The sequence below is a fragment of the Sinorhizobium fredii genome, from assembly GCF_002944405.1.
Classification (GTDB): Bacteria; Pseudomonadota; Alphaproteobacteria; order Rhizobiales; family Rhizobiaceae; genus Sinorhizobium; species Sinorhizobium fredii_C.
The window spans coordinates 510,813-533,383 of record NZ_CP024310.1; the positions used below are offsets into that span (position 1 = coordinate 510,813).

The window sequence follows — 22,571 nt, forward strand, 5'->3', positions numbered from 1 at the left end:
CCTCCTCAAGCGACCTTGGCCGCAGTCTTCGCGGCATGGCGGGCGTAGTCTTCGGGCCGAGCGTCGAGCACGTTTTCCTTAATCCAGGCCGTGAACGTCTCCCGGTCTCGTGCGATCTCGTCCCAGCGTATGTAAAAGGCATTCGACCGCGGATAGTAGCCATGCGCGTAGGAGGGGAAGGCGCCGCCCGGCACATGGGTGACGGCCGTCACCGCCCAGGTCGGCAGTACGACGGAATTGGGAGAGGGCGGCGAGAGTTCGTCGACGATCTCCTCGACGGTGACGATCGAGCGCCTGGCGGCAAGCACCGCCTCCTTCTGGACGCCGACGATGCCTTCGAGCAGGACGTTGCCTTTGCGGTCCGCGCGCTGCGCGTGGATGATCGTCACGTCCGGCCGGATCGCCGGCACTGCAGCCAGAACTTCGCCGGTGAAGGGGCAGGTCACGCTTTTGATGTTCGGGTTCACCTTCGGCAGGTCGGCGCCGATATAGCCGCGCAGCATGGCGAAGGGCAGGTTTGCGGCGCCCGCCTCATAGGCGTTCGCCATCGCCGCATGCGAGTGCTCCTCGATCTCGAGTGGCCGCGGCCATTGGTTCTCGACCGCATCGCGGAATCGGTGCAGCGAGCCGACGCCCGGATTGCCGCCCCAGGAGAACTTCATGCCCCGCGCGGCACCGACACCGATGAGCTGGTCATAAAGAATGTCCGGCGTCATGCGGACGAGGAACAGATCCTTTCTACCCTGGCGGATCACCTCGTGCCCGGCGGCATAGGGGATCAAGTGTGTGAATCCCTCCATGGCGACGGTATCACCGTCGCGGACATTCTCCGCCACCGCCTCGGCGAGCGACATTATGCGAGCCATGCAACTCCTCCTCTCTTAGCCGGCCGGCAATACCTTGCGAGTGGCAAGCTCCGTTGCCCGGCAGCGGCGACTGCCGGGGAATAAGCGCCTCTTTCCGCCAACCGTCAAATATTTTGTGCGATATTTGACATTTGTTCGCATATCGCACAAACTACGGCTGATCTGAATGAGGGAAGAATTATGCGGGAAACGGATTTCGTCAGCGGTTTTGCGCGCGGCTTGAAGGTGATCGAGGCCTTCGGCGAGACGCAGCCGCGACTGTCGATCGCCGAGGCATCGAAGCTCACCGGCCTCGACCGCGCCACGGTCCGGCGCTCGCTGCTGACGCTATCGGAACTCGGCTATGCCGATTACGACGGCAAATTCTTTAGTCTCACGCCGAGGGTCCTAAGGCTCGGCCACGCCTATCTCTCGGCGACGCCGCTGCCGGCGATCGTCCAGCCTCATCTCGACCAGCTCGCGGAAAAGGCGGGGCAGAGCGCCTCGGCCTCCGTCCTCGACGGCACCGAGGTGGTCTACATCGCCCGCGCCTCGCAGCGCCGGGTAATGTCGATCAACCTGATGCCCGGCTCACGGCTGCCCGCCTATTGCGCCTCGATGGGAAGGGTGCTGCTTGCTGCCCTCCCTGAGAGCGAGGCACGCGAAATCCTGGCGCGCACGGAACTCAAAGCCAACACGCCGCGCACGAAAACTGATCCGGAGGAATTGATGGCGGAGCTCCGCAGGGTTCGCGAGCAGGGCTATGCGATCATCGATCAGGAACTGGAGCTCGGGCTGTGTTCGATCGCGGTTCCGCTGATGAACGCGCGTGGGCAGGTGGTCGCCGCGCTCAATATCGGCGCGCCTGCCGCCCATGTGGCGGTGGCTGAACTCGCGGAACGGTATTTGCCTCTGCTCAAGGAGACGCAGTCGGCACTCCGGCCGCTGGTGCAATAGATCGCATCGCGTCGCGTCCATTTAGTGGGACCGGTATGCCTACCGTTTGGCCAGAGGCGAGCGGCCATCATCGACGGCGTTGCTTTCTAAGTCTTTCCATTCTTTTCGGCGGGTCGACGAATAACACCAGCACAACCGCCGCTGCTACCAGGATGTAGGGCGGAACACCGGTCGTTGCGCTGACAAAGGCAGCAATCAGCATGGCGGCCGCAATATAGATCCCGATCGAGAGAGGACTGGATAGCACGTTCCAAGTGGAATCGGACATACGATCTTTCCAACTGCCGTCGAACGCTGCCATGACTGAAGATCCCCATCGAATGGACCGCCGCTATACGTGTGGAACGAACCACACGGCAAACGACGTCGCAGCGGATCAGACCTTGGCGGCGGAAGCGCCTCCCGGAGCCGGACCAAAGTCCCTGTATTGCCGGCGAAATGTGCGCTCCGATGCCGCCTCATCGTCAATCATTTGCGTCGATGCTGCAGTGCGGCAAAAATCCCCCGCGCGGCCATGAATTCACCAAAACTTCGCGACAGAACGCTATTGCGGGTTGTCCGTGGGATGCGGACGACACCTCTTGCAAGCGGCAAGTCGGCGACATTTCTCCCATGTCTGCCGGCTTTACACACGGGGATGACGGACCATGAAAGTTGTAGTCGAGAATACCGTCTGCTTGAACACCGGCGACGCGGCCATTCTTCTGGCGATCAGGCACATCCTGAAATCGGTGACGGACGAGGACCTGGAATTCCTGGTGTTCGACAGCCAGCCGGAAGTGGCGGCGCGGCTTTATCCGAAGGAGCAATATCCAGACATCGAGCTCAGGAAGCTGCCGTCGGAATCGATCTTCAAGTACAAATACGACGACAACACCGTCAAGAATGCCTTGAAGCAGGTCTATAACCAGGCGGTGTTTCAGGCGCTGCGCCATCTCGGCAGCGGCAACTATCTCGACCGGCGTTTCTTCAGCGATGCGGACCGCAAGAGCCTCGCGCTCTACAAGGATGCCGATATGGTGATCACCACCGGCGGCACCTATCTCGTCGAAAACTATTCGCTCGAACGGCGCATCAACCAGTTCAAGCTTGCCGAGATGCTCGGCAAGAAGACGATCTTCTTCACCCAGTCGCTCGGCCCCTTTTCCAAGCCCTATAACCGCCGCAACCTGCCGCCGGTTTTCAACCGCAGCCCGCTGATCCTGTTGCGCGACGTCCGTTCGCGCGATCACATCCTCGATCTCGTCGACGATCCGTCGAAGTGCCATGTGGTGGCCGATTCCGTCTTTGCGCTCGCCGACGTGGAGCGGGTCAAGGCGCTCTTGACGATCGGCCGACCGGCACCGACCGGCCGCGTCGGCATATCCGTGCGGCACTGGCACTACGTGCAGGGCGGTGGCGGCGGCATGGACCGCTATATCCAGTCGATCCGCGAGATCGCGACGAGGCTCGTGCGCGACCACGGCAAGCAAGTCACTTTCATTTCGACCTGCCAGGGCGTGCCGGAATATGCCCATGACGATTCGAAGACGGCGAAGCTGATCGTCTCCGGCCTCGCGCCCGAGATTGCCGAGCACGTCACGGTCGACGCGGCGTTCCACACGCCGGAACAGCTGATGGCGACCGCCAGGGAGTTCGATTTCGTCGTGGCGACGCGCATGCACATGATGATCATGTCGCTTTGCGTCGGCACCCCGGTGCTGCCGATCGCCTACGAGTTCAAGACCAAGGAAGTCGCCAAGCGGATTGGCGTCGAGGATGTCCTGCTCGATATCGACACGGTGACCCCGGAGGAGGCACTCGGCAAGCTCGACCGCTTCGCCGGCGACCTCGACCGCTATCGCGCGGTCAGCCTCAAGGCAGTACTCGAGGAGAACGCCTCGGCGATGTCGGCGGCGGACCTCATCCGCCCGCTGGTGGCAGGTTCATCGGCGAACGGCGTTCAGGCCCTTCGCCAGGATCTCGAAGAGGACTTGGCGCGGCGCGCGTAGGGCAAGCGCGAAGAGCAGCGCCAGCCCGTAGTTGAGGCAGATCGCCAGAGCCAGCGCGACGACGTTCGAGGAACCGGTCAGGGCTGTCGGCAGCAGCCGGTAGCCGAACCAGGCGATAAGCGCCGAAAGAACGAAGAGGCCCTGGACGTAAAGGAAATCCCGCGCCGAGACAGGCCCGACCCGCTGCAAGAGCCAGGCAAGCACCGGGACCCGCAGAAGGTAGCCGCTGATCGCATAGGCGGCTGCCACCCCGATCGCACCCCATTGCAGACCGACGACGAAAGAAAGCACCGTCGTCAGCGACGAATAGATCCCCCAGCGGAACATCGTCTTCGTCTCGCCCTGGCAGATGAAGATCCAGCCGGTGGTGCTCGAAACCGGCTGCATCAGGCTGGCGACCCCGAGCCAGGCGAAGATCGGCGCGACCGGCAGCCATTGCGCACCGAAGAGGAGGCTGACGGTCGGCTCGGCGGCGCAGGTCAGCGCCGCAATGCCCGGCATGGTCACTGCCGCCAGCAGCCAGTTGGTCCGCATATAGATGTCGCGGAACTGCGGCTTGTCCTCCTGGATACGGCTCATCAGCGGGATCATCACCCGCGACAGGGGCTGGGTGATGTTTTGCAGCGGAAAGAGCAGAAGCTTGTAGGCGCGGTCGTAATAGCCGAGCTCGACCGGTCCGGAGAACTTGCCGATCAGGATGTTGTCGAGATTGCGCGAGAAGAAATTGACGAGGTTGAAGCCGGTGAGATTGGCGCCGAAGGAGATGATCTCACGGTCGATCCGGAAGGCCGGCCGGGCGGGCATCCATCGTGTCGCCCCCCACGCGGCGAGAAGTGCCACGGCGGCCGAGGCCGCCGGGCCGATCACCAGCGACCAGTAGCCCATGCCGAAATAGGCCGCAGCGGCGGTGACGAGGAGGCCGACGACCGCCGCGTAGACATCGTTGAGCGCCAGTTGCCCGAACTTCAAATGCCGGTTCATCAAGGCGAGCGGCAGGGCCGCGAGGCTGCCGAGCAGCAGCGGCAGCGCCGCGGCAATCGCGATCGCCGTCATCCGCTGGTCGCCATAAAAGGCGGCAATGGCGGGGGAAAGGGCAACGACCACCAGGGTGCAGAGAAGGCCGACTAGGGTGCTGATCCAGAAGACCTGGTTGAGCTCTTTCTCGCCGATCTCCTTGCGCTGGATGACGGCCTGCTGCAGGCCGAGATTCTGGAACAGCCCGACGAAGGCGACAATCGGGCTCACGGAAGCGACGAGACCGAAATCCTCCGGCGCCAGCAGCCGGGCGAGCACCACGACTGAGACGAACTGGATGACCATGCGCAGAATTTGAGCGCCGCCCGTCACCAACCCGCCGCGAAGGGCGACGCGGCCGAACTGAAGGTTTTCCTTGTTCAAGCGACAAGCCTCGTTTGGGGGAACCGGCTGAGAATCCGCGCAAAATCATCGTCGAGCGCCTGCATGTCGAACTCGGCTTCGACCTTCCTGCGGGCGTCCCGGGCAATGATCTCGCATTCGTCCGGGTGCTCGGCGATGAAGCGCAGCCGGTCCGCCAGCGTCTCGACATCCCTTTCGGCGGCGAGAAAGCCGGTCTTCCCGTCCTCGATCAGTTCGGGGATACCCGAATGGGTGGAGCTGACCACCGTCAGCCCGGCCGCCATCGCCTCCATCAGTGCCACCGGTATCCCCTCGACATCGCCGTTTTCGGCGGTGACGCTCGGCAGCACGAAGGCATGCGATCGCCGCAGCCATTGCTTGACGTCCTGATGGGGGAGACTGCCGAGGAAGGAAACCTGGCTGGCAATTCCGAGTTCGGCGGCGAGCGCCTCGAGTTCCGGCCGCAGCGGACCATCGCCGATGATCGTATAGCGCCAGTCGAGTGCGGGGGCGGTGCTGCGCAGCCTGCCGAGCGCCCGGAGCGCGAATTCGATGCCCTTCTTCTCGGCCAGCCGGCAGACCGAAATCAATTGCACCGTCGCGCCGCACCAGGATTTCCATTCATAGGGGATCTTCTTGAGGTCGATGCCCATATGGTGGACGGCGACCTTGGCCTCCGGCGCCCCCGCCTCGATCAGCACGCGGCGAAAATAGTCGTTTACCGTCAGGTTGAGCGCGCCGTGCTGAAACAGGTCGTCATAGCGGCCGAGGCCCCGCTCCTTGAGAGGAACGCCGACGTCATAACCGTGGAAAATCGTCACGATCGGCGGCGTTAGCCGCTTCCATTTCTTAAGCCGCGCGGCGCGGGCGCCGTTGTGGCCGAAATGGGCGACGATCACGTCGCATGCGTTCAATCGGGCGACCGAGGACATGTCGAGCGCGGTGGAGGCCTTGTCGCGGAGCTTCGGCGGCAGTCGCCCGATGGCCGGACGGAGGCGCGACGCCGCACCCCACCAGTCGCGCGTGCGAGCCAAGAGCGTCGCAAGCGGCTCCTGCCGGCGATCCGCAAAATTGTAATCCGAAATACCGTTGCAGACGACCTCGACCTGAAAGCCGCGCCGCAACAGGCCGGCCATTTGGCCGATGACAAACGTTTCCGAAAGCATCGGAAACTGACCGACGACGAATCCGACGCGCATGCCGGGCGGTCTCAGGAGGCCTTGAGCTGGGCAGGGCGGCTCGCGGCGGCGCGTTCGAGCAGTTCCAGGAAGGCCGCGAATTGCCTGTCTGGCTGCATCAGCGGCCGCTTGGCGAAGGCGGATGCGGCCTGCGACAGGCGCTGATATTCTTTGTCGTCGCTCCAGAGCCTGCGGATGGCGCCGGTCCAATCCTCGAGCGGCGCGTCATAGTCGAGCACGATGCCGCCTTCGCCGATCGCCTCCGGCAAGCCGCCGCGCCGCGATCCGACCACCGGAATGCCGCTGCAATGGGCCTCGGACGCAACCCGTCCCCAGGCCTCTTCCCACTTGCTCGGCGCAAGCAGGATTTTCGTCCGGCCATAGACGGTCTTCATGTCGCTGGTGCGGCTTTCTAGCCGGACATTCTTCAGGGGCGCGATGATCTTCTCGATTTCCGCCCGATGATCATCGGAAAGCTTCCAGCTTTCGACGAACAGGAAGGGAATGTCCGGGCAGTGCTCGGCGATTCGGACCGCCAGCTCGAAGCCCTTCTCCTTATAGGGATTGATGAAGGTCACATATTCGCCGGTCGTGCGGGTCGTGTAGGTTTCGGGATTGATCGTCGGCGGAATAACCACCGAATCGATGCCGAATTTCTGCTTATAGGCCCGGGCGGTGAATTCCGAATTGGCGATGTAATAGGCGGAGGTCAGTTCGCGCAGATCGCCGGCGAGCTCGTGGAACTCGACGTTTCTAAGATAGATCACCAGCGGGACGTTGTGCGCCTGCAGCGCCTTGCCGATGGGCACGGATTTGTGGCACTGCACAACGGCGACGTCGGGCTGCAGCTTCTTCACCGCAAAGGCCGCCGCTTCCCAGGGGTGCCAGGCACGCACGACCGGATAGCCGGGAAAGCTGTCCATGACGCCGCGTTCGCCGGACAACTTAAGCTTGACGCGCTGCTTGAAGCCAAACATGCCGTCGCCGAACAACGCGGCGAGCACGCCGGCCTCATGGCCGCGCTCGCGCAATTGCTGAACCAGGTGGTGGGTGCTCGACTGAACGCCGCCGCTGAATTCGGGATAGTAACCGTTTCCGCCGGCAAACAGAACCTTCATACGCTGTTCTCCTTCATAGAGACGTTTCGTCGTAACCGATTGGCGCGTCACCCGATCGGGTGAGGGTGAACGCATCAACTCCAGAATGACGGCAATTGTTGGGTCGGCCGTCCATGGGCCGGCGCAACCTGCGATTTAGAGCGCATGAGGCTGGCCCAAGCGGCTGGGCAGACCGGAAGAGGCAGCCCGAATCCGTGTTCATCCAGCCGCAAGAGTGTGATCCTCCACCGAGCAGGGTGACCGTGTGAAAGCGCGCAGCATTGCTGCACTGCAACAAAGACTGTCATGGCGCGTTCTGATAGTCAACTGAGCCTCATCCTTCTGGGCTAGTCCGAAAGACGTACGCCTTGTTTTGGTCGGATCCGCTCGCTTGACGCGCCGGCTGTCCGGGCCTCAAATCAGTTTCCAAGACCAAAACGAGACGGGTGAATCATGGTGGACGACGAACCGGTACCGGAGACGAAGTTGACATCCACCAAGCGGCGCTGGGCGGCGGACGGCAAGTTCCTGACTGGCCGGATTGCTCGACCCGGGGCCGATCGCCTCCCGCCCGGTCAGCATCTCGTCAAGGAATGGCCCGTCCTGGACCTTGGGCAGCAGCCGCACATCGCGCTGGAAAACTGGCGACTCGACGTGACGGGTGCGGTGGAAAATCCGGTTTCGCTCGACTGGGCGGACTTCCAGTCGATGCCTCAAAGCGAGAGTCTCTCCGACATCCATTGCGTGACGACGTGGTCGCGCTACGACAATCGCTGGCAGGGTGTCGCGACGCGCGACCTGTTAGACCGGGTGATGCCCAAGCCGGAGGCGGAGTATGTAATGCTGACGAGCTTCGACGGCTATTCAACCAACCTGCCGCTCGCCGATTTCGCCGCCGAAGATGCTATTCTTGCGACGACCTGGCAAGGCGCGCCGATCACGCGCCCGCATGGCGGGCCGATGCGTCTCGTCGTTCCGCATCTCTATCTCTGGAAAAGCGCCAAATGGCTGTCGCGCATCGATTTTCGCAGCCGCGACACAGCCGGCTTCTGGGAGAAGAACGGCTATCATATGCGCGGCGATCCCTGGCGCGAGGAGCGCTATTCCGGCGATTGAGGCGAGAATCCCCGACTATCCGTCTTTATCCTTGATGCTACAGTCCACGGTTCGAGAAGCGAATTCCGCCCAGGAGGAGAGCATGCGCAATTCCGCCTTGACGAGCCTGTCCTTCGCCTTGTTCATCGCATGCAGTACGGCCTTGCCGCAGATGGCTGGCGCCGCCTCGCCCGAGCCCGTCAAGGCCGAGCACGGCATGGTAGTGACCGCCCAGCATCTTGCCTCCGACATCGGCGTCGAGGTCCTGAAGAAGGGCGGCAATGCCGTCGATGCGGCGGTCGCCGTCGGCTATGCGCTCGCCGTCGTCTATCCGACCGCCGGCAATATCGGCGGCGGCGGCTTCATGACGATCCGCTTCAAGGACGGCAGGACGACGTTTCTGGATTTCCGCGAGCGCGCGCCGCTCGCCGCCACCAAGACCATGTACCAGGATGACAAGGGCGAGCTTGTCAAAGGCCTGAGCACCGACGGCTATCTTGCCGTCGGCGTGCCGGGTCCGGTGGCCGGCTTCGAATTCGCCCGCAGCCGCTACGGCACGCGGCCGCTGAAGGAGCTGATCGAGCCGGCGATTACGCTGGCGCGCGAAGGTTTTCAGCTCGAGCAGGGCGATGTCGATACTTTCGACGGCAGGACCGAAAGGCTGGCCAAGGATCCGGCAGCCGCGGCGATCTTTCTGAAAGCGGGAAAACCGTTCGAGATGGGCGACAAGCTCATCCAGGCTGATCTTGCTACTTCGCTTACAAGCATTGCCGAGAAAGGGCCGGACGCCTTCTACAAGGGTGCGATCGCCGACGCGATCGTCAAGGCGAGCGCGGAAAAGGGCGGCATCCTCGCCAAGAAGGATTTCGAGCAATATCAAGTGCGCGAGCTCGAGCCGGTGAAGTGCAACTACCGCGGCTACGACATCGTCTCCTCGCCGCCGCCATCCTCGGGCGGCGTGATCATCTGCGAAATCCTCAACATCCTCGAAGGCTATCCGCTCTCCTATCTCGGCTACGGCTCGGCCGAGACGGTGCATGCGATGATCGAGGCGATGCGCCATGCCTATGTCGATCGCAACACCGCGCTCGGTGATCCGGACTTCGTCGAAAACCCGGTCGCCAAGCTGACCGACAAGGCCTATGCGAAGGAAATCCGCGACAAGATCGATCCGTTCAGGGCCGGTACCTCAGAGGCGTTGATGCCCGAGGGCTTCGGCGAGAGCAAGGAGACGACCCACTATTCGATCATCGACGTCGAGGGCAATGCGGTTGCCGTCACCTATACGCTGAACGGCTCGTTCGGCGCAGGCGTCGTCGCGCCCGGAACCGGCATCCTGCTCAACAACGAGATGGACGACTTCACCGCCAAGCCCGGCGCGCCGAATCTCTACGGTCTCGTGCAGGGCGAGGCGAACGCCATCGCTCCCGGCAAGACGCCGCTCTCCTCGATGAGTCCGACGATCATCTCCAAGGATGGCAAGCCCTTCATGGTGATCGGCAGCCCCGGCGGCGCACGGATCATCACCATCACGCTCGAGGCGATCCTCAATGTCATCGACCACGGCATGAACATCCAGGAGGCGGTCGACGCGCCGCGCCTTCATCACCAATGGCTGCCCGACAAGGTGTTCATGGAGCCCTACGCGCTTTCGCCCGACACGCTGAAGCTGCTCTCGGCGATGGGCCATGACGTCGAGATCGACAAGAATTGGACCATCTGGGGCCAGGCGACCGGCATACTCGTCGGCGGCGAGAGTCTCGCCGAGATCGCCGCTGGCGGCGGCGCGCGCTACAACGGCGCCGCCGACAGCCGCATCGGCGCCGGCGCGGCGAGGGGGTATTAGGGCCTGCTCTCATTGGGGCTGAACCCCTCTGGCCGCCATGCTCGCCACAACGGGAAGACGACCCGCGGCTCCCTCCGTGTTTCGCGGGAGCGCTTCGCCACGAGAGAAATCATGAGTGACCAAAAGATTCGAGGAACAAGGGCGCCACCTCGCGATAACGGCTTGTTCCTAAGCGCGATTGACAAGATGGATCCTGGCGAGAACAACAAGTTCAAATGCAAGGCATTCCGCTTTTCCAAGCGCAATCGAACCGCCGCGGCAGGCGCGGTGCAAAAGTCGCGGTTTATCGTATGACGGAAGACGAGGATCCCGCGATTGAGGCCCGACTAAGTGCAGTAGACGAGAGGCCAAACGTCCGACGCACCAAATCACCAGACATTTCTCTGAGTGAGGGACTGGAGATTGCGAGAAGCACCGTTGATTGTGGTGCCCCATAGTGCGTTACATCCTCGGGGCCACCGCCTCGGCGGCCTCGCGGATCGTCTGCATCAGGATCGACAGCGGCAGCGACGGGATCGCGTCGGTGCGCATGGTGAGGCCCACCGGTCCCTTCGTCTCGCTGGTGTCGATCGGCAGCGCCGTCAGCAGCCCGTCGTCGATGTCGGTGGCGACGACGCCGTTCGAAATGATCCAGATGGCGTCGCTCGAACGAACGAAGGCGCGGCCGAAGGAATCGGAGACGGTTTCGATCTGGTTCGGCAGGCCGGCAATGCCGTTGGCGATCAGGAAGCGCTCGACGAACGGCCGGATGATCGAGGCACGGGTCGGCATCAGCACCGGATAGTCGCCGAGATGCGCGAAGACCGACTGCTTGCCGGAAAGCAGCGGATGGCCAGCGCGCACGGCGAAGACCACCTGCTCGGAATAAAGATGCTCGAAGGAGAAACCGGTCATCCGGTCGGGCGCGGCGAGCCGGCCGACGACGAGGTCGAGATCGCCGACGCGGAGCTGCTCCAGGAGCACCGCATTCTCGCCGGTGACGATCTTGAGCCGGGCGTTGGTCTTCTCCTCGAGAAAGAGCGCGATCGCCCGCGGCATGATGCGCGTCGATACCGTCGGCAGCGCCCCCACGCGGATCGGCGGTCCGTCGCCGGAGCGCTCCTGCGAGACGGAATCGAGGCCCTGCCGAAGCGCCGTCAGCGCCGCGCCGGCATGGCGCAGGAAGACCTCGCCGTAGCGGGTGATCTTGATGCCGCGCCCGTCGCGCTCGAAAACCGAGACGCCCAGCACCTCCTCCAGCTCGCGGATCGTCTTGGTGACCGCCGGCTGCGTGACGTTCAAGAGATCGGCGGCCTTCACGACGCTCTTCTGGCGCGCGACCTCGACAAAAGTCTGCAGATGGCGAAACTTGATGCGCGCGTCGATCATCGGAAATATAACTCAGGAGTTAATGGATCGGCGCAAAATATCATTTTACCTAACCAGATGAAATCGCCAATTTGGTGGGGAGGAGACTTATCGTGCAATTCACCCGTATTAACGACATTGCCATCCACTATCGGTTGGTCGGCGCCGTTGCCGAGAAGCCGGTCCTCGTCTTCATCAATTCGCTCGGCACGGATTTTCGCATCTGGGACGACCTCGTGCCGCGCCTCTCTGATGCGTTCGCCGTCGTCCTCTACGACAAGCGCGGCCATGGCCTCTCGGATATCGGCCAGGTGCCCTATGCGATCGAGGATCATGCGACCGACCTTGCGGGTCTGCTCGACCGCCTCCAAGTCAAGCGCGCCATCATCTGCGGTCTCTCGGTCGGCGGCCTGATCGCGCAATCGCTCTACCAGCGCCGGCCGGATCTGGTGCGGGCGCTCGTGCTTGCCGATACGGCGCACAAGATCGGCACGACCGAGATGTGGGACGCCCGCATCGCGGCGATCGAGGCGCATGGCATCGAGGCGGTCGCCGACGCGGTGCTCGAGCGCTGGTTCACGCCGGCCTTCCGCCGGCCTGAAAACGTCTCCTTTGCCTGTTACCGCAACATGCTGATCCGCCAGCCGGCGCCGGGATACGTCGGCACCTGCGCGGCAATCCGAGATGCCGACTACACCGAAGCGGCCGGAAAGATTTCCGTGCCCGTGCTCTGCGTCGTCGGCGATCAGGACGGTTCGACGCCGCCCGATCTGGTGCGCTCGACGGCCGGGCTCATCCCCGGGGCGCGCTTCGAGGTGATCCGCGACGCCGGGCATATACCCTGCGTCGAGCAGCCGGAGGCGCTGGCCGCGACGCTCCGTGACTTTTTCATCTCCCTGCCTGGAGACAATCCGATGAGTAAAGCCCGATGATCGACAGCTCCGCCTCCGACCGTTATCGCCAGGGCATGGCGACGCGCCGCGCCGTTCTCGGCGACAGCCATGTCGACCGCGCCCAATCGGCGACGACGGAATTCGACCAGCCGTTCCAGGACCTGATCACCGAGGCGGCCTGGGGCCATGTCTGGTCGCGCCCGGCCCTGACCAAGCGCGAGCGGTCGATCGTCACCATCGCGCTGCTCGCCGCGCTCGGCCAGGACGAGGAGGTGGCGATGCATGTCCGCGCCACGGCCAATACCGGGGCGACCCGCGAGGACATCCGCGAGGCGCTGCTGCATGTGGCGATCTATGCGGGCGTCCCGGCCGCCAACCACGCCATCAAGATCGCCAAGCGGGTGTTCGCCGAGATGGATGCCGCAAGGGCGAGGGGGGAGTGACGATGTCCGAGACAGAAAATCGCAGGCCGGAAACCGGCGCTTTCTTCCAGCGCGACCGGGATTGGCACCCGCCGGCCTTCGCCCCCGGCTACAAAACCTCGGTGCTGCGGTCGCCGCGCAAGCCACTGCTTTCGCTGGACAATACGATCTCCGAGATCACGGGTCCGGTCTTCGGCCATTCGATGCTCGGCGAACTCGACAACGACCTGATCCACAACTTCGCCAAACCCGGCGAAAGCGCCATCGGCGAGCGGATCATCGTGCATGGGCGGGTGCTGGACGAGCGCGGCCGGGCGGTGCCCGGCGCGCTGCTCGAGTTCTGGCAGGCCAATGCTGGCGGGCGCTACCGGCACAAGAAGGAAAGCTATCTTGCGCCCCTCGACCCGAATTTCGGCGGCTGCGGCCGGGCGATCACCGACGAGAACGGCTATTATTGCTTCCGCACAATCAGGCCGGGAGCCTATCCCTGGCCGAACGGCGTCAACGACTGGCGTCCGGCCCATATCCATTTTTCGGTCTTCGGCCACGGCTTTGCCCAGCGGCTGATCACCCAGATGTACTTTGAAGGCGATCCGATGATCTGGAAATGTCCGATCGTCGGCACAATCCCCGACCGGCGGGCGATCGAGCAATTGATCGCGCCGCTCGATTGGGCGAATACCATCCCGATGGATGCACGGGCCTATAAATTCGACATCGTGCTGCGCGGTCGCCGCTCGACGTTCTTCGAGAACCGGCCGGAAGGCAATTGAGGGAGGGAACGATGGTTCAGAATCTGGGCTACCTGAAGGAAACCGCCTCGCAAACGGCCGGGCCTTACGTCCACATCGGCCTCACGCCCAATTTCGGCGGCATTTCCGGTGTGTTCGAAAGCGACCTTGGATCGGTAATGGTCAATGACAAGACGCTTGGGCAACGCATCGCCGTGACCGGGCGGGTAATCGACGGCGCCGGCGCGCCGCTCAAGGACGCGCTGATCGAAATCTGGCAGGCGGATGCCGCGGGCCTCTACAATTCTCCTTCGGAACTGCGCGGCGCCGCCGACCCAAATTTCACCGGCTGGGGCCGCTCTCCGACGAGCGCCGAGGACGGCACCTTCATTTTCGAGACCGTCAAGCCCGGCCGCGTCCCGTTCAGGGACGGCCGCCTGATGGCGCCGCACATGAGCGTCTGGATCGTGGCGCGCGGCATCAATATCGGGCTGCACACGCGGATGTATTTCCCGGACGAGGCGGCGGCGAACGCCGAGGATCCGCTGCTTCAGCGGATCGAGCATCGCCATCGCGCTGAAACGCTTGTCGCCGGCGGCCAGGCGCCTAATTATGTTTTCGACATTCATCTCCAGGGGGAGAAGGAGACGGTCTTCCTGGATATCTGATCATTGGCGACTCATCCCGCGTTGCCGCGCGCTTGTCGGCTCCCCTGGTTCAGGGGAAGCCAGATCCAGGAGACGTGGAATGACCTACTCGGCCTTTGATCACCCCTATCTGTCCGGCCTGCTTGGTGACGAAGCGGTAGCGGCTGAGTTTTCCGCGGCCGCGGATATCCGCGCCATGCTCGCCTTCGAGGCGGCTCTGGCGCGGGCCGAAGCGCAGCACGGAGTGGTCCCGCATGCGGCCGCCGACCGGATAACCGAGGCATGCCGCGCCTTCTCCCCGGATGTTGCGGCCTTGCGGCGCGGAATGGCTACCGACGGCGTCGCCGTGCCGGAGCTGGTCCGTCAATTGCGGCGCGCCGTCGGCGAAGAGACAGCGGAATATGTGCACTATGGCGCCACCAGCCAGGATGTCGTCGACACCAGCCTGATGCTACGCCTGAAGGCGATCGGCGAGCTCTTCTCCGGCCGTCTCGGCGAGATTGTCACGATACTGGAGGAGGGCGTCCAGCAATGGGGCGAGCGTCCGCTGATGGGCCGCACCCGCATGCAGGCGGCCATTCCAATCACCGTAACGGACCGGATGCGGAGCTGGATCGAGCCGCTGCTCGACCACCAGGACCGGCTCGACGCGATGGATATCGACCTGTTCGCCGTGCAATTCGGCGGTGCCGCCGGCACGCTCGACAAACTCAAGGACAAGGCGGATGCGGTCCGCGCGACGCTGGCGGAGGAACTGGCGCTGATCGACTGTCCGCAATGGCACAGCCAGCGCGCTGCGATCGCCGATTTCGCCCACCTTCTTTCGCTGATCACCGGCAGTCTCGGCAAGTTCGGCCAGGACATCGCCCTGATGGCGCAAACGGGCGACGAGATCGTGCTGGCCGGCGGCGGCTCGTCCTCTGCCATGTCGCACAAGCAGAACCCGGTCGCCGCCGAAGTGCTGGTGACGCTGGCGCGCTTCAATGCCACGCAAATCTCGGGCATCCACCAGGCGATGGTGCATGAGCAGGAGCGTTCCGGTTCCGCCTGGACGCTCGAATGGCTGCTCCTGCCGCAGATCGTCGGCGCGACCGCGGCCGCACTGAGGCTTGCCGCGGAACTTGCCGGCAATATCAAGCGCCTCGGCGCCGCCTGATTGTCAAAAAGGTCCGGGCCGCTTCCTGCGAAGCGGCCCGGCTACTAGTGGCGAGACTTGAGCGGTGTCGGACGGTCACGCCGACCGGGCAATTTGCCAGTCGAGCCGGCGGACGTCCTTCTGCAATTGGGCATAGGACGGGCCCGGTATCCTGCCGTTATGCATCGCCGCCACCTCGGTTGCGTCGGCGCGGATGTTGCTCTCCTCGCGGCGCAGCCTGTTGAAGGCGACGGAACTCAGCTTGCCGGAGGCGCGCTCCGCATCCATGCGATGATTGGCGGCGCGAAGTTCGTGGAGGATCGCGGCAAGCCGCGGCTGCTGAACGACGATGGCGGAGGTCATCGGCCGGGCGTCCGAGGCGGGCGGGGCTACGTCGTCGTTGCCGAATATGCCCCGGTAATAGTCGCCGTTCTCGGGACCGGTTGAGTTTGGACCTTCCTGCCGCCCGGCAGCGAAGGCGCCGCCTATGGCGAGCGAGAGAGTGAGGGCGGCGATTGCGGATGTCTTGATGAGCGAGCGCATCTTTGCGTCTCCTTGAACTTGAGGAAGCGGAGCGCTTCCGACCGGGGCTGTCTCATACCGTCGTGTCGCGACCCTTTCGATCGCCGGCAGTATTCAGCCTCGAGTAAAGGAATAGGCCAGGAGACGGCGTAAGTCACATTAACAATAAATAAAGTTCTGCTAGCATTCTTTGACATAGTTTTGTCCAATTCCGGACGGGTGCAGCGTAAAATGGCGAGAAACTATTAAGGGAATAAATGTTCTGTAGGTCGATGTCCCCCCAGTAACTATGGTGCCGACCGGCGTTCATGAACTATCTGTAATATTTCAGGCGTGCCGTCCGTTCAAGGCGTTGCCCGCCGGCCAAAATTCTTAGAGCAAACGCCGATCCGGTTGAATCGTTGCTGCGGTCGCAGACACCCCCTCTGCCCTCCCCGGCATCTCCCCCACAAGGGGGAGATTGGCTGGAAACGGCGTTCTGCCCCACGCCATCCTACGTTTGCCGAAATCAAGGCACCTGCAAATTTCCATGCATGGATATTCGATGGGCGGGACATTCGTTTTGGCCGATCTCCCCCCTTGTGGGGGAGATGGCCCGGCAGGGCAGAGCGGGGTATCACGCCGTTCCAATCGGATTGGATTCCGCCTCTAGAGCGCCGCGCGTTCATTCGAACGCGCAAAGGACGCTATAGCACTTTGAATCTAGAGCATCTTTTCTGCTTTCGGTGGTTCCACTTGAAAGCAGGATGCTCTAGGCGGAGCGGAGCCGCTCGCGTTCGCGTTCGTAATAGCGCTCGAGCGAGGGCAGCGCCGATTTGAGCGCGTCGAACTCAGCCGCGTCGATGCCGCCGGGGTCGCGGTACTTCGCTTCGATATAGGCGAGATGTCGGCCGAGTGCTGCCTCGGAGGCATCCTCGGCCAGCGTGAAGACCGGCGAGACCGTGTTCCGTCCCTTGACGGTGATGCGGTCGATCTCGACCACCGGGAAACTGGCGGCGGCGAGTGCGGCTGTCCGTTCGCCAAGCAGAAGCGGGATGCCGTAGTCCTTCGAGGCGCCTTCGAGGCGCGAGGCGAGGTTGACCGCATCGCCCAGCGCCGAATAGTCGAAGCGGCGGGCGGAGCCCATGTTGCCGACGACGCATTCGCCGGTATTGATGCCGATGCCGATGCGCAGCGTCTTCGGCTGCCGCCCGGCCGCGACCGCCTCGGCATCGAGCTCGGCATTGATGCGGGTGAGCGCGGCTAGCATGTCGCGGGCCGCAGCGACGGCGTGAAGGGCGTGGTCGGGATCGTCGAGCGGCGCATTCCAGAAGGCCATCAGGCAGTCGCCGATATATTTGTCGATCGTGCCGCCCTGATTCAGCACCGCTTCCGAGAGCGGCGTCAGCAGCCGGTTGACGAGCGTCGTCAGCCCCTCCGGGTCGTCCTTCATGTCTTCCGCGATCGTCGTGAAGCCGCGAACGTCGCAGAAGAGGATCGTCAGCGTCCGTCTTTCGCCACCGAGCTTCAGTTGCGACGGGTCCTGCGCCAGCCGTTCGACGAGCGCCGGCGAGAGATACTGCGAGAAGGCGCGGGTGATCTCGCGGCGGCGGCGGCGCTCCTCGGCATAGTCGATGCCCGCCTGGCCGACGGCAACGCCGAGGAAGGCGAGGGCGGGGCCGAGCGGTGAGACGAAGACATGGCCGAAGCGCATCAGGCCGTAGCTTGCGAGAACGATCAGCGCGAGCGCGAAGGCGCCGTAGCCGAACGTCCTCCAACTGGTCAATTTCAAGACGACAAGCGCTGCGGCCAGCGCGGCGACGAGGATTGCCGGCATGGAAACGGGCGTGCCCGCCATTTTGATGGCGAGCCGGTGAACGAGATTGTCGTAGATAGTCGCCTGGATCTCCGCGCCGGCGACGAGGCCGCGCGAAAACACCGTGTCGGAGGTGGCGAAGGCATCGACGCCGCCCTCGGCGATCGACGGGGCGTTTTGCAAGCTCAGGCCGACGATGACGACGCGGTTGCGGAACGTGCCTTCCGGCAGGAAATTTTCCGGATCGAGCGCCTGGTAATAGGAAACGGTCGGATAGGTGCGCGCCGGGCCGAAGGTCTGGATCAGGGTCTCACCCCGCGGCGGCTCCGAGGTCATTCCGGCGACCGTCGCGAGCGTCACCGCGAAGCCGTCCGGATAGGGAGGGATTTGCCTGAGCGTACCGTCGCCGCTGAGATTGACCGAGGCGATGCCGACCTTCGCGCCTCTGTCCGTAAAGCGGGCGAGGGGTTCGGTGCGGACGAATTGTTCGGCTTGCGGCGTCTGGATCAGCGTCTGGTCGCCGGCCAGCACCACGTCGGGACCCAGGACTGCGGCGAGCGCCGCGTCGTTTCGCGGATCGGCGGCCGACTCGGCAAAGATGACGTCGAGCGCGATCGCCCGTGCGCCGGCCTTTCTCAGCGCCTCGATCAGCCGGGCGTGCAGCGCGCGAGGCCACGGCCATTGGCTGCCGATCTCAGCCATCGACGGCTCGTCGATCGCGACGATGATGGGGCTGTCCTCCGGAAGCGCGGGGCGGCCGATGATCGAGAGGTAGTCATAGGCTCTGAGATCTGCGAGCGACCAGGACCCGGTCAGCGAGGCGAGCGAGACGAGGGCAGCGACGAAGGCGGTCAAGATGGCAAGCTTTGCTCGCCGCGGGGAAAGGCGAATGCGATCGATTGCCGAGGACACGCGCTGACGGGTGGGCGCTGGACGCGGGGCGTTCATCAGAACCGCACTTTCACCGTACCCTTGACCGTGGGGCCCCAGCCGGGCAGGCCGTCGCTGAGCTCGAACTCCTCGTCGAGCAGGTTGAAGCCGGCGAGTTCGACCTCGATCCGCTTGTCGAAAGGCTCCCATAGGAGAGATGCGTCGAGGGTCCAGAAGTCGTCGAGGGTCGCGCCAAGGTCTGTCGTACGCTCGCCGACATAATTGGCAGCCACGGTCGTCTTAACGTTGGCGGTGTTGACCCAGGTCAGCGCCACCTGGCCGGAACTTTCAGGCAGCAAGGGCAGATCGCCGCTGCTGCCAGCCGACAGATTCTCGCTTTCGATGCGGGCCGCGGTCGCCGAGAGGCCGAGCCCGTGGCCAAGCGCCACATTGGCGGTCAACGCAACGCGGTCCACTCTGCCCTTGTCAAAATTAAAGTCGAACGGGCCGCCGACAGTGGTGAACGGGAAAGCAATGGACCCGTTGCGGATTTCCTGGTGCTGGTAGTCGACTGCCGTGAAGAGCCAGTCGTTCCATTCGGCGTCCCATCGGAGGGCCAGCGTGTCGGCATAGCCGGAAGTGCCAATCAGGAACTGATTGGGTTGCAGCGCGACAATGCCAACGGGGGCCAGCGTGGCTGCGCCGAAATTGTAACCTTCGCGCTGAACGGCTGCGCGCAGCCAATGACCTTCGCCCGGCGCCCAGGCGATGCCGAGTTTCGGTTCGATCCGGATGTCGTTGTCGTTGACGTCCTCGATATAGCGAGCGAACAGCGCACCTTCGACCTTGAGATCGGGGGTGATCTCGTACAGGCCGTCGACATAGGCTTTGGCCACTGTTTGCACGGACGATTCATAGTCGGTTATTGTTGCTGAAGGAAACGGCGGCGACGCGGTGAAGCTGAAATGCGTCCGGCTGTCAGACCGCACTTTCCCACCCTCTGCGCCGTAGCGCCACGTCAGGTCTCCTTCCCCGTAGGTGTGACTCAAGGCAGCAATATAACTTCGCTCTTTGGTGTCCAGATCGAGATTCGTTTCGGTGCCTGTGGCATCCACAGCAGTCAGGCTATCACCGGTTCGAACTTCTTTGAAAAACAGAGCAGCGTTCCCGACATTGCGGTAGCCGAATGTGTGACTCCAGGCGAGACCGGAAATAAGCGCGGAAGAGTCGTCTCCGAAACCTAGGTCCGGCGGTGTAGGCAGAACTTCCCGGGATTCATCGACATCCGCGTAGTTTGCGAAGGCGACAAAACGGTCGTCGGGAGTTGGGCTGGCCGTGAGATAGCCGCTGCCGCCGATGATCCGCCGTTCGCGATCGATGGGCAGTCCTGCAGATTCGATCGTGTCCCGCGGCTCTTCCCACTCGAATGTACCGAAGACGGTGATCGGGAATGGAGACGCCGTAAATCCGCGGACAGCCGCTTCTCCCACCCGCCCGGTGTGATCCTTGTTGGCGATGAATCCGCCGCCGAGTTCTGCTTCAAAGAAAGGCGAGCGCAGCAAGTTGACGGTTCGCTCGCGGCTAGCGAGCATGTGCGGCTCGATCAGCAGCCCCTGCAAGAGAGCGGAGAAGCTGGTGGTGTTGGTCGTGTTGGTGATTGCGTTGGCGGCGAAGTCGTAGTTGTTGAAGAATGGATTGACGCTGCCGCGCACCGCCTGGTCGACGTAGCTCGCGCCGGTGAACGGGTCGAACACGGCATCGCCGTAATATTGGCCCCAGGCGTCGAGGCCTTGCAGGCGGAAGGCGTCGTTGAGCGTCGAGCCGGCCTCCTGGTTGGCGCCGAGCGCCGCTGTGTCGCCGCCGCGCGCCCGGGTGCGGCGCATCGCTTCCTGGGCGTTGCGGATGGCGGCGTCTGCGTCATAGGCGTCGATGGCGATAGCGGTTCGGACCGTCGCCACGACGGGATCGTTCGGATCCAGCCTATCGGCATTGTCGAGCGCCTGTCCGGCCGGAACCCGGTCGTGCTTTTCATAATGGGCGGCCGCAAGCAGGAGCTGGGCGTTGGAATAGGCGGGATTGGCCGTCGAGCCGGCGAGCAGGTCTTCGACCGCCTTATCGACCTCGCCGTTCTGCAGGTGATAGCGCCCGCGCGCTACAAGCGCCACGTCGAACGAGGGGTCCACGGAGAGCGCAGTGTCGATTTCGCGTTTCGCTTCGGCCATCCGCATCTCATCCATGTATTGGATGGCGAGGTTTGCATGAGCGACGGGATCGAGAGGGTCCAGCGCGATCGCTTCCTTGAATGCGACGTCGGCGGCGCGGTTGTCGCCGCGCTCACCCTGGAGGAGCCCCAACGAATTCCAGATGGAGGATGAACCCGGGGCCGTCTTCAATGCCTTGTTGAGATCGGCAAATGCGCCTTCGAGATCGTTTTCGATGTGGTAGCGGTAATGGGCGCGGGCCTCGAGCGCGGTCGGATCGTCCGGATCGATCGAAAGTGCGCGTTCGACGCCATCGCGAAGTTCGTCTCTATCGTCGAGCAAGAGGGCGAGCTGGGCGCGGGCCGCCGGCAAGGTCGGGTCGTCGGGGTATCTCCGCTCGGCCTTCTTGATCACCGCGATGGCTGCGGGGATGTCTTCCCGGAAACCAGCGGTCCAGGCCTGCGCCATTCCAGCATAACGGCCCGCCGCGGCGCGTGGGGGTGTCTCTACACGATCGGGGTCCGCAAGACCGCGGGCAAAATATCCCCCGTAGGCTGCTATGGTCCGGCGGCTCGGGTCGAGCCCCCGTTCGGCTTCCGCGAATAGCCGTGCTGCCTCCCGATATTGATTTGCGGAGCCGGCGATCAGCGCCCGGATGAGTTTGGCGCGCGCGAGCTGAGAGCCGGTCAGGCCATGCCTGTCTGCCTCCGAGAGTACCGCCTGAGCCTTCTGACGGCCGTTGAGGGCTAGATAGATCTCGGCAAGGCCGAGCCAATCCTCGGCGGATCGGGAGGCATTGGGCTGCGTCTCGATCCGCGCGCGTTCCCGACGCATCTCCGGAACACTGAGCGGTGTCGCGGGCATCCAGGCGAAGGCATTTCGAAGCGACAGATGGAACAGCATCTGCTCGCGGTCCTTCGGCGTGACGATGACGATCTTGGCGGGCGCGCTGCCGATTGCGGCGACGGCACCTTCGCCCTGCTTCACCCTCACGCTGCCATAGGCGTTCTTGAGCTCGACGACACCTTCGAGGACGGTGAGCGACGTCTTGCCGTCGCCGCCGACAGTCATCGTCCAGTCGGTGCCGCGGATGGCGGCGGCCGCGGCGGGCGTGTCGATGACCAGGCCTTCGCCGCCGCGTTCGGCGCGAGCCCAGATCGACCCGGATTGAAGTTCGAGGTTCGTATTGCCTCCGCCGATCTGCTTGACCCGCAAGGCAGTGTTCCGTCCGAGCCGGATCTGCGTGTGGTCGCGAAAGAGCACGGCGAGCGCGCCGGTGGCGTTGGTGCGTAGCACGTCGCCGGCAATCAGGTCTTGGGCGAGGTCGACGAACCGCCAATTAGATACATCGACGAAGCGCACCTCCTCGCCGGACTTGCGGGCAATAACCGATCCTGCCGCGGGCTGATGCCGCGGCACCGGCTCGGCAAACGCGAGCGATGGCGCAAAGAGCGCCATTGCGGTCAGCAATGCCCCCGTTCTTCTTCGCCGCATTCCTGCAACTGCCCCTCGTTACACGGAATCCAGTGGATTTTCGGGCTGGAAAAGTCAAGCGCCCAGTTTTGGGCATATATTGTTACCGGCCCGGTGTAATAAAGAGGAGACAAGGAGCAAGGGGACAC

General features: G+C 63.5%; 19 protein-coding genes. 10 read left to right on the top strand and 9 right to left on the bottom strand.

The window, feature by feature from the left end; translation table 11 throughout:
* Window positions 1–5 precede the first annotated feature (5 nt).
* Window positions 6–866, bottom strand: a complete 861-nt coding sequence (locus NXT3_RS26185; protein WP_037418804.1) for a CoA transferase subunit A — start codon at window positions 864–866, stop codon at window positions 6–8.
* A gap of 180 nt (window positions 867–1,046) precedes the next feature.
* Here NXT3_RS26185 and NXT3_RS26190 point away from each other — a divergent pair, with 180 nt between their 5' ends.
* Complete coding sequence (locus NXT3_RS26190; protein WP_104840969.1) at window positions 1,047–1,802, top strand: IclR family transcriptional regulator; 756 nt, start codon at window positions 1,047–1,049, stop codon at window positions 1,800–1,802.
* 67 nt (window positions 1,803–1,869) lie between these two features.
* Here the strand turns inward: NXT3_RS26190 and NXT3_RS26195 are convergent, their stop codons facing one another.
* Window positions 1,870–2,103 (bottom strand): hypothetical protein, encoded by a 234-nt coding sequence (locus NXT3_RS26195; RefSeq protein ID WP_141471713.1) that lies wholly within the window; start codon window positions 2,101–2,103, stop codon window positions 1,870–1,872.
* Window positions 2,104–2,449: 346 nt separating this feature from the next.
* On the opposite strand from NXT3_RS26195, the gene NXT3_RS26200 reads away from it, so the two are divergent.
* Complete coding sequence (locus NXT3_RS26200) at window positions 2,450–3,793, top strand: polysaccharide pyruvyl transferase family protein (RefSeq protein WP_104840970.1); 1,344 nt, start codon at window positions 2,450–2,452, stop codon at window positions 3,791–3,793.
* Here the strand turns inward: NXT3_RS26200 and NXT3_RS26205 are convergent.
* Genes NXT3_RS26205 through NXT3_RS26215 form a run of 3 tightly spaced genes read right to left on the bottom strand, consistent with a single transcriptional unit; the run spans window position 3,728 to window position 7,466 of the window.
* Window positions 3,728–5,191, bottom strand: a complete 1,464-nt coding sequence (locus tag NXT3_RS26205; RefSeq protein WP_104840971.1) for a lipopolysaccharide biosynthesis protein — start codon at window positions 5,189–5,191, stop codon at window positions 3,728–3,730. The genes NXT3_RS26200 and NXT3_RS26205 overlap by 66 nt on opposite strands.
* Window positions 5,188–6,369, bottom strand: coding sequence for a glycosyltransferase (locus NXT3_RS26210; RefSeq protein WP_104840972.1), 1,182 nt, complete (start codon window positions 6,367–6,369; stop codon window positions 5,188–5,190). Before NXT3_RS26210 ends, NXT3_RS26205 begins: the two co-directional genes overlap by 4 nt.
* Before the next feature lie 11 nt (window positions 6,370–6,380).
* Window positions 6,381–7,466, bottom strand: coding sequence for a glycosyltransferase (locus NXT3_RS26215; protein ID WP_037418819.1), 1,086 nt, complete (start codon window positions 7,464–7,466; stop codon window positions 6,381–6,383).
* A 432-nt stretch (window positions 7,467–7,898) separates the two neighbouring features.
* Here NXT3_RS26215 and NXT3_RS26220 point away from each other — a divergent pair, with 432 nt between their 5' ends.
* The 3 genes from NXT3_RS26220 (at window position 7,899) to NXT3_RS31855 (ending at window position 10,680) form a co-directional block, all read left to right on the top strand.
* The gene (locus NXT3_RS26220) at window positions 7,899–8,561 is read left to right on the top strand and encodes a sulfite oxidase-like oxidoreductase (protein WP_037418822.1); all 663 of its coding nucleotides are present in this window, start codon (window positions 7,899–7,901) and stop codon (window positions 8,559–8,561) included.
* 82 nt (window positions 8,562–8,643) lie between these two features.
* Complete coding sequence (gene ggt / locus NXT3_RS26225; RefSeq protein ID WP_104840973.1) at window positions 8,644–10,386, top strand: gamma-glutamyltransferase; 1,743 nt, start codon at window positions 8,644–8,646, stop codon at window positions 10,384–10,386.
* A gap of 111 nt (window positions 10,387–10,497) precedes the next feature.
* On the top strand, window positions 10,498–10,680 hold the full coding sequence (locus NXT3_RS31855) for a hypothetical protein (RefSeq protein WP_144353214.1): 183 nt from the start codon (window positions 10,498–10,500) through the stop codon (window positions 10,678–10,680).
* 147 nt (window positions 10,681–10,827) lie between these two features.
* Here the strand turns inward: NXT3_RS31855 and pcaQ are convergent, their stop codons facing one another.
* Window positions 10,828–11,754, bottom strand: coding sequence for a pca operon transcription factor PcaQ (gene pcaQ, locus NXT3_RS26230; protein ID WP_097525755.1), 927 nt, complete (start codon window positions 11,752–11,754; stop codon window positions 10,828–10,830).
* A gap of 92 nt (window positions 11,755–11,846) precedes the next feature.
* Here pcaQ and pcaD point away from each other — a divergent pair, with 92 nt between their 5' ends.
* The 5 genes from pcaD to NXT3_RS26255 all read left to right on the top strand — a co-directional run bounded on the left by pcaD (window position 11,847) and on the right by NXT3_RS26255 (window position 15,582).
* Entirely contained in the window at window positions 11,847–12,665 is an 819-nt protein-coding gene (gene pcaD / locus NXT3_RS26235) for a 3-oxoadipate enol-lactonase (protein ID WP_097525756.1), read from the top strand.
* A complete protein-coding gene (gene pcaC, locus NXT3_RS26240) occupies window positions 12,662–13,069 on the top strand; it encodes a 4-carboxymuconolactone decarboxylase (protein WP_097525757.1) in 408 nt (135 codons plus the stop codon). Before pcaD ends, pcaC begins: the two co-directional genes overlap by 4 nt.
* A gap of 2 nt (window positions 13,070–13,071) precedes the next feature.
* Window positions 13,072–13,821 (top strand): protocatechuate 3,4-dioxygenase subunit beta, encoded by a 750-nt coding sequence (pcaH, locus tag NXT3_RS26245; RefSeq protein ID WP_097525758.1) that lies wholly within the window; start codon window positions 13,072–13,074, stop codon window positions 13,819–13,821.
* A gap of 11 nt (window positions 13,822–13,832) precedes the next feature.
* Window positions 13,833–14,447, top strand: a complete 615-nt coding sequence (gene pcaG / locus NXT3_RS26250) for a protocatechuate 3,4-dioxygenase subunit alpha (protein ID WP_097525759.1) — start codon at window positions 13,833–13,835, stop codon at window positions 14,445–14,447.
* Between the two features lie 79 nt (window positions 14,448–14,526).
* Entirely contained in the window at window positions 14,527–15,582 is a 1,056-nt protein-coding gene (locus NXT3_RS26255) for a 3-carboxy-cis,cis-muconate cycloisomerase (protein ID WP_104840974.1), read from the top strand.
* A gap of 75 nt (window positions 15,583–15,657) precedes the next feature.
* Here the strand turns inward: NXT3_RS26255 and NXT3_RS26260 are convergent, their stop codons facing one another.
* From NXT3_RS26260 to NXT3_RS26270, 3 genes are all read right to left on the bottom strand, one after another.
* Window positions 15,658–16,104 (bottom strand): hypothetical protein, encoded by a 447-nt coding sequence (locus NXT3_RS26260; RefSeq protein ID WP_097525761.1) that lies wholly within the window; start codon window positions 16,102–16,104, stop codon window positions 15,658–15,660.
* Window positions 16,105–16,834: 730 nt separating this feature from the next.
* Window positions 16,835–18,826 (bottom strand): CHASE2 domain-containing protein, encoded by a 1,992-nt coding sequence (locus NXT3_RS26265; protein ID WP_104840975.1) that lies wholly within the window; start codon window positions 18,824–18,826, stop codon window positions 16,835–16,837.
* The gene (locus tag NXT3_RS26270) at window positions 18,826–22,443 is read right to left on the bottom strand and encodes a FecR domain-containing protein (RefSeq protein ID WP_104840976.1); all 3,618 of its coding nucleotides are present in this window, start codon (window positions 22,441–22,443) and stop codon (window positions 18,826–18,828) included. The genes NXT3_RS26265 and NXT3_RS26270 overlap by 1 nt, the downstream gene beginning before the upstream one ends.
* Between the last annotated feature and the right edge of the window lie 128 nt (window positions 22,444–22,571).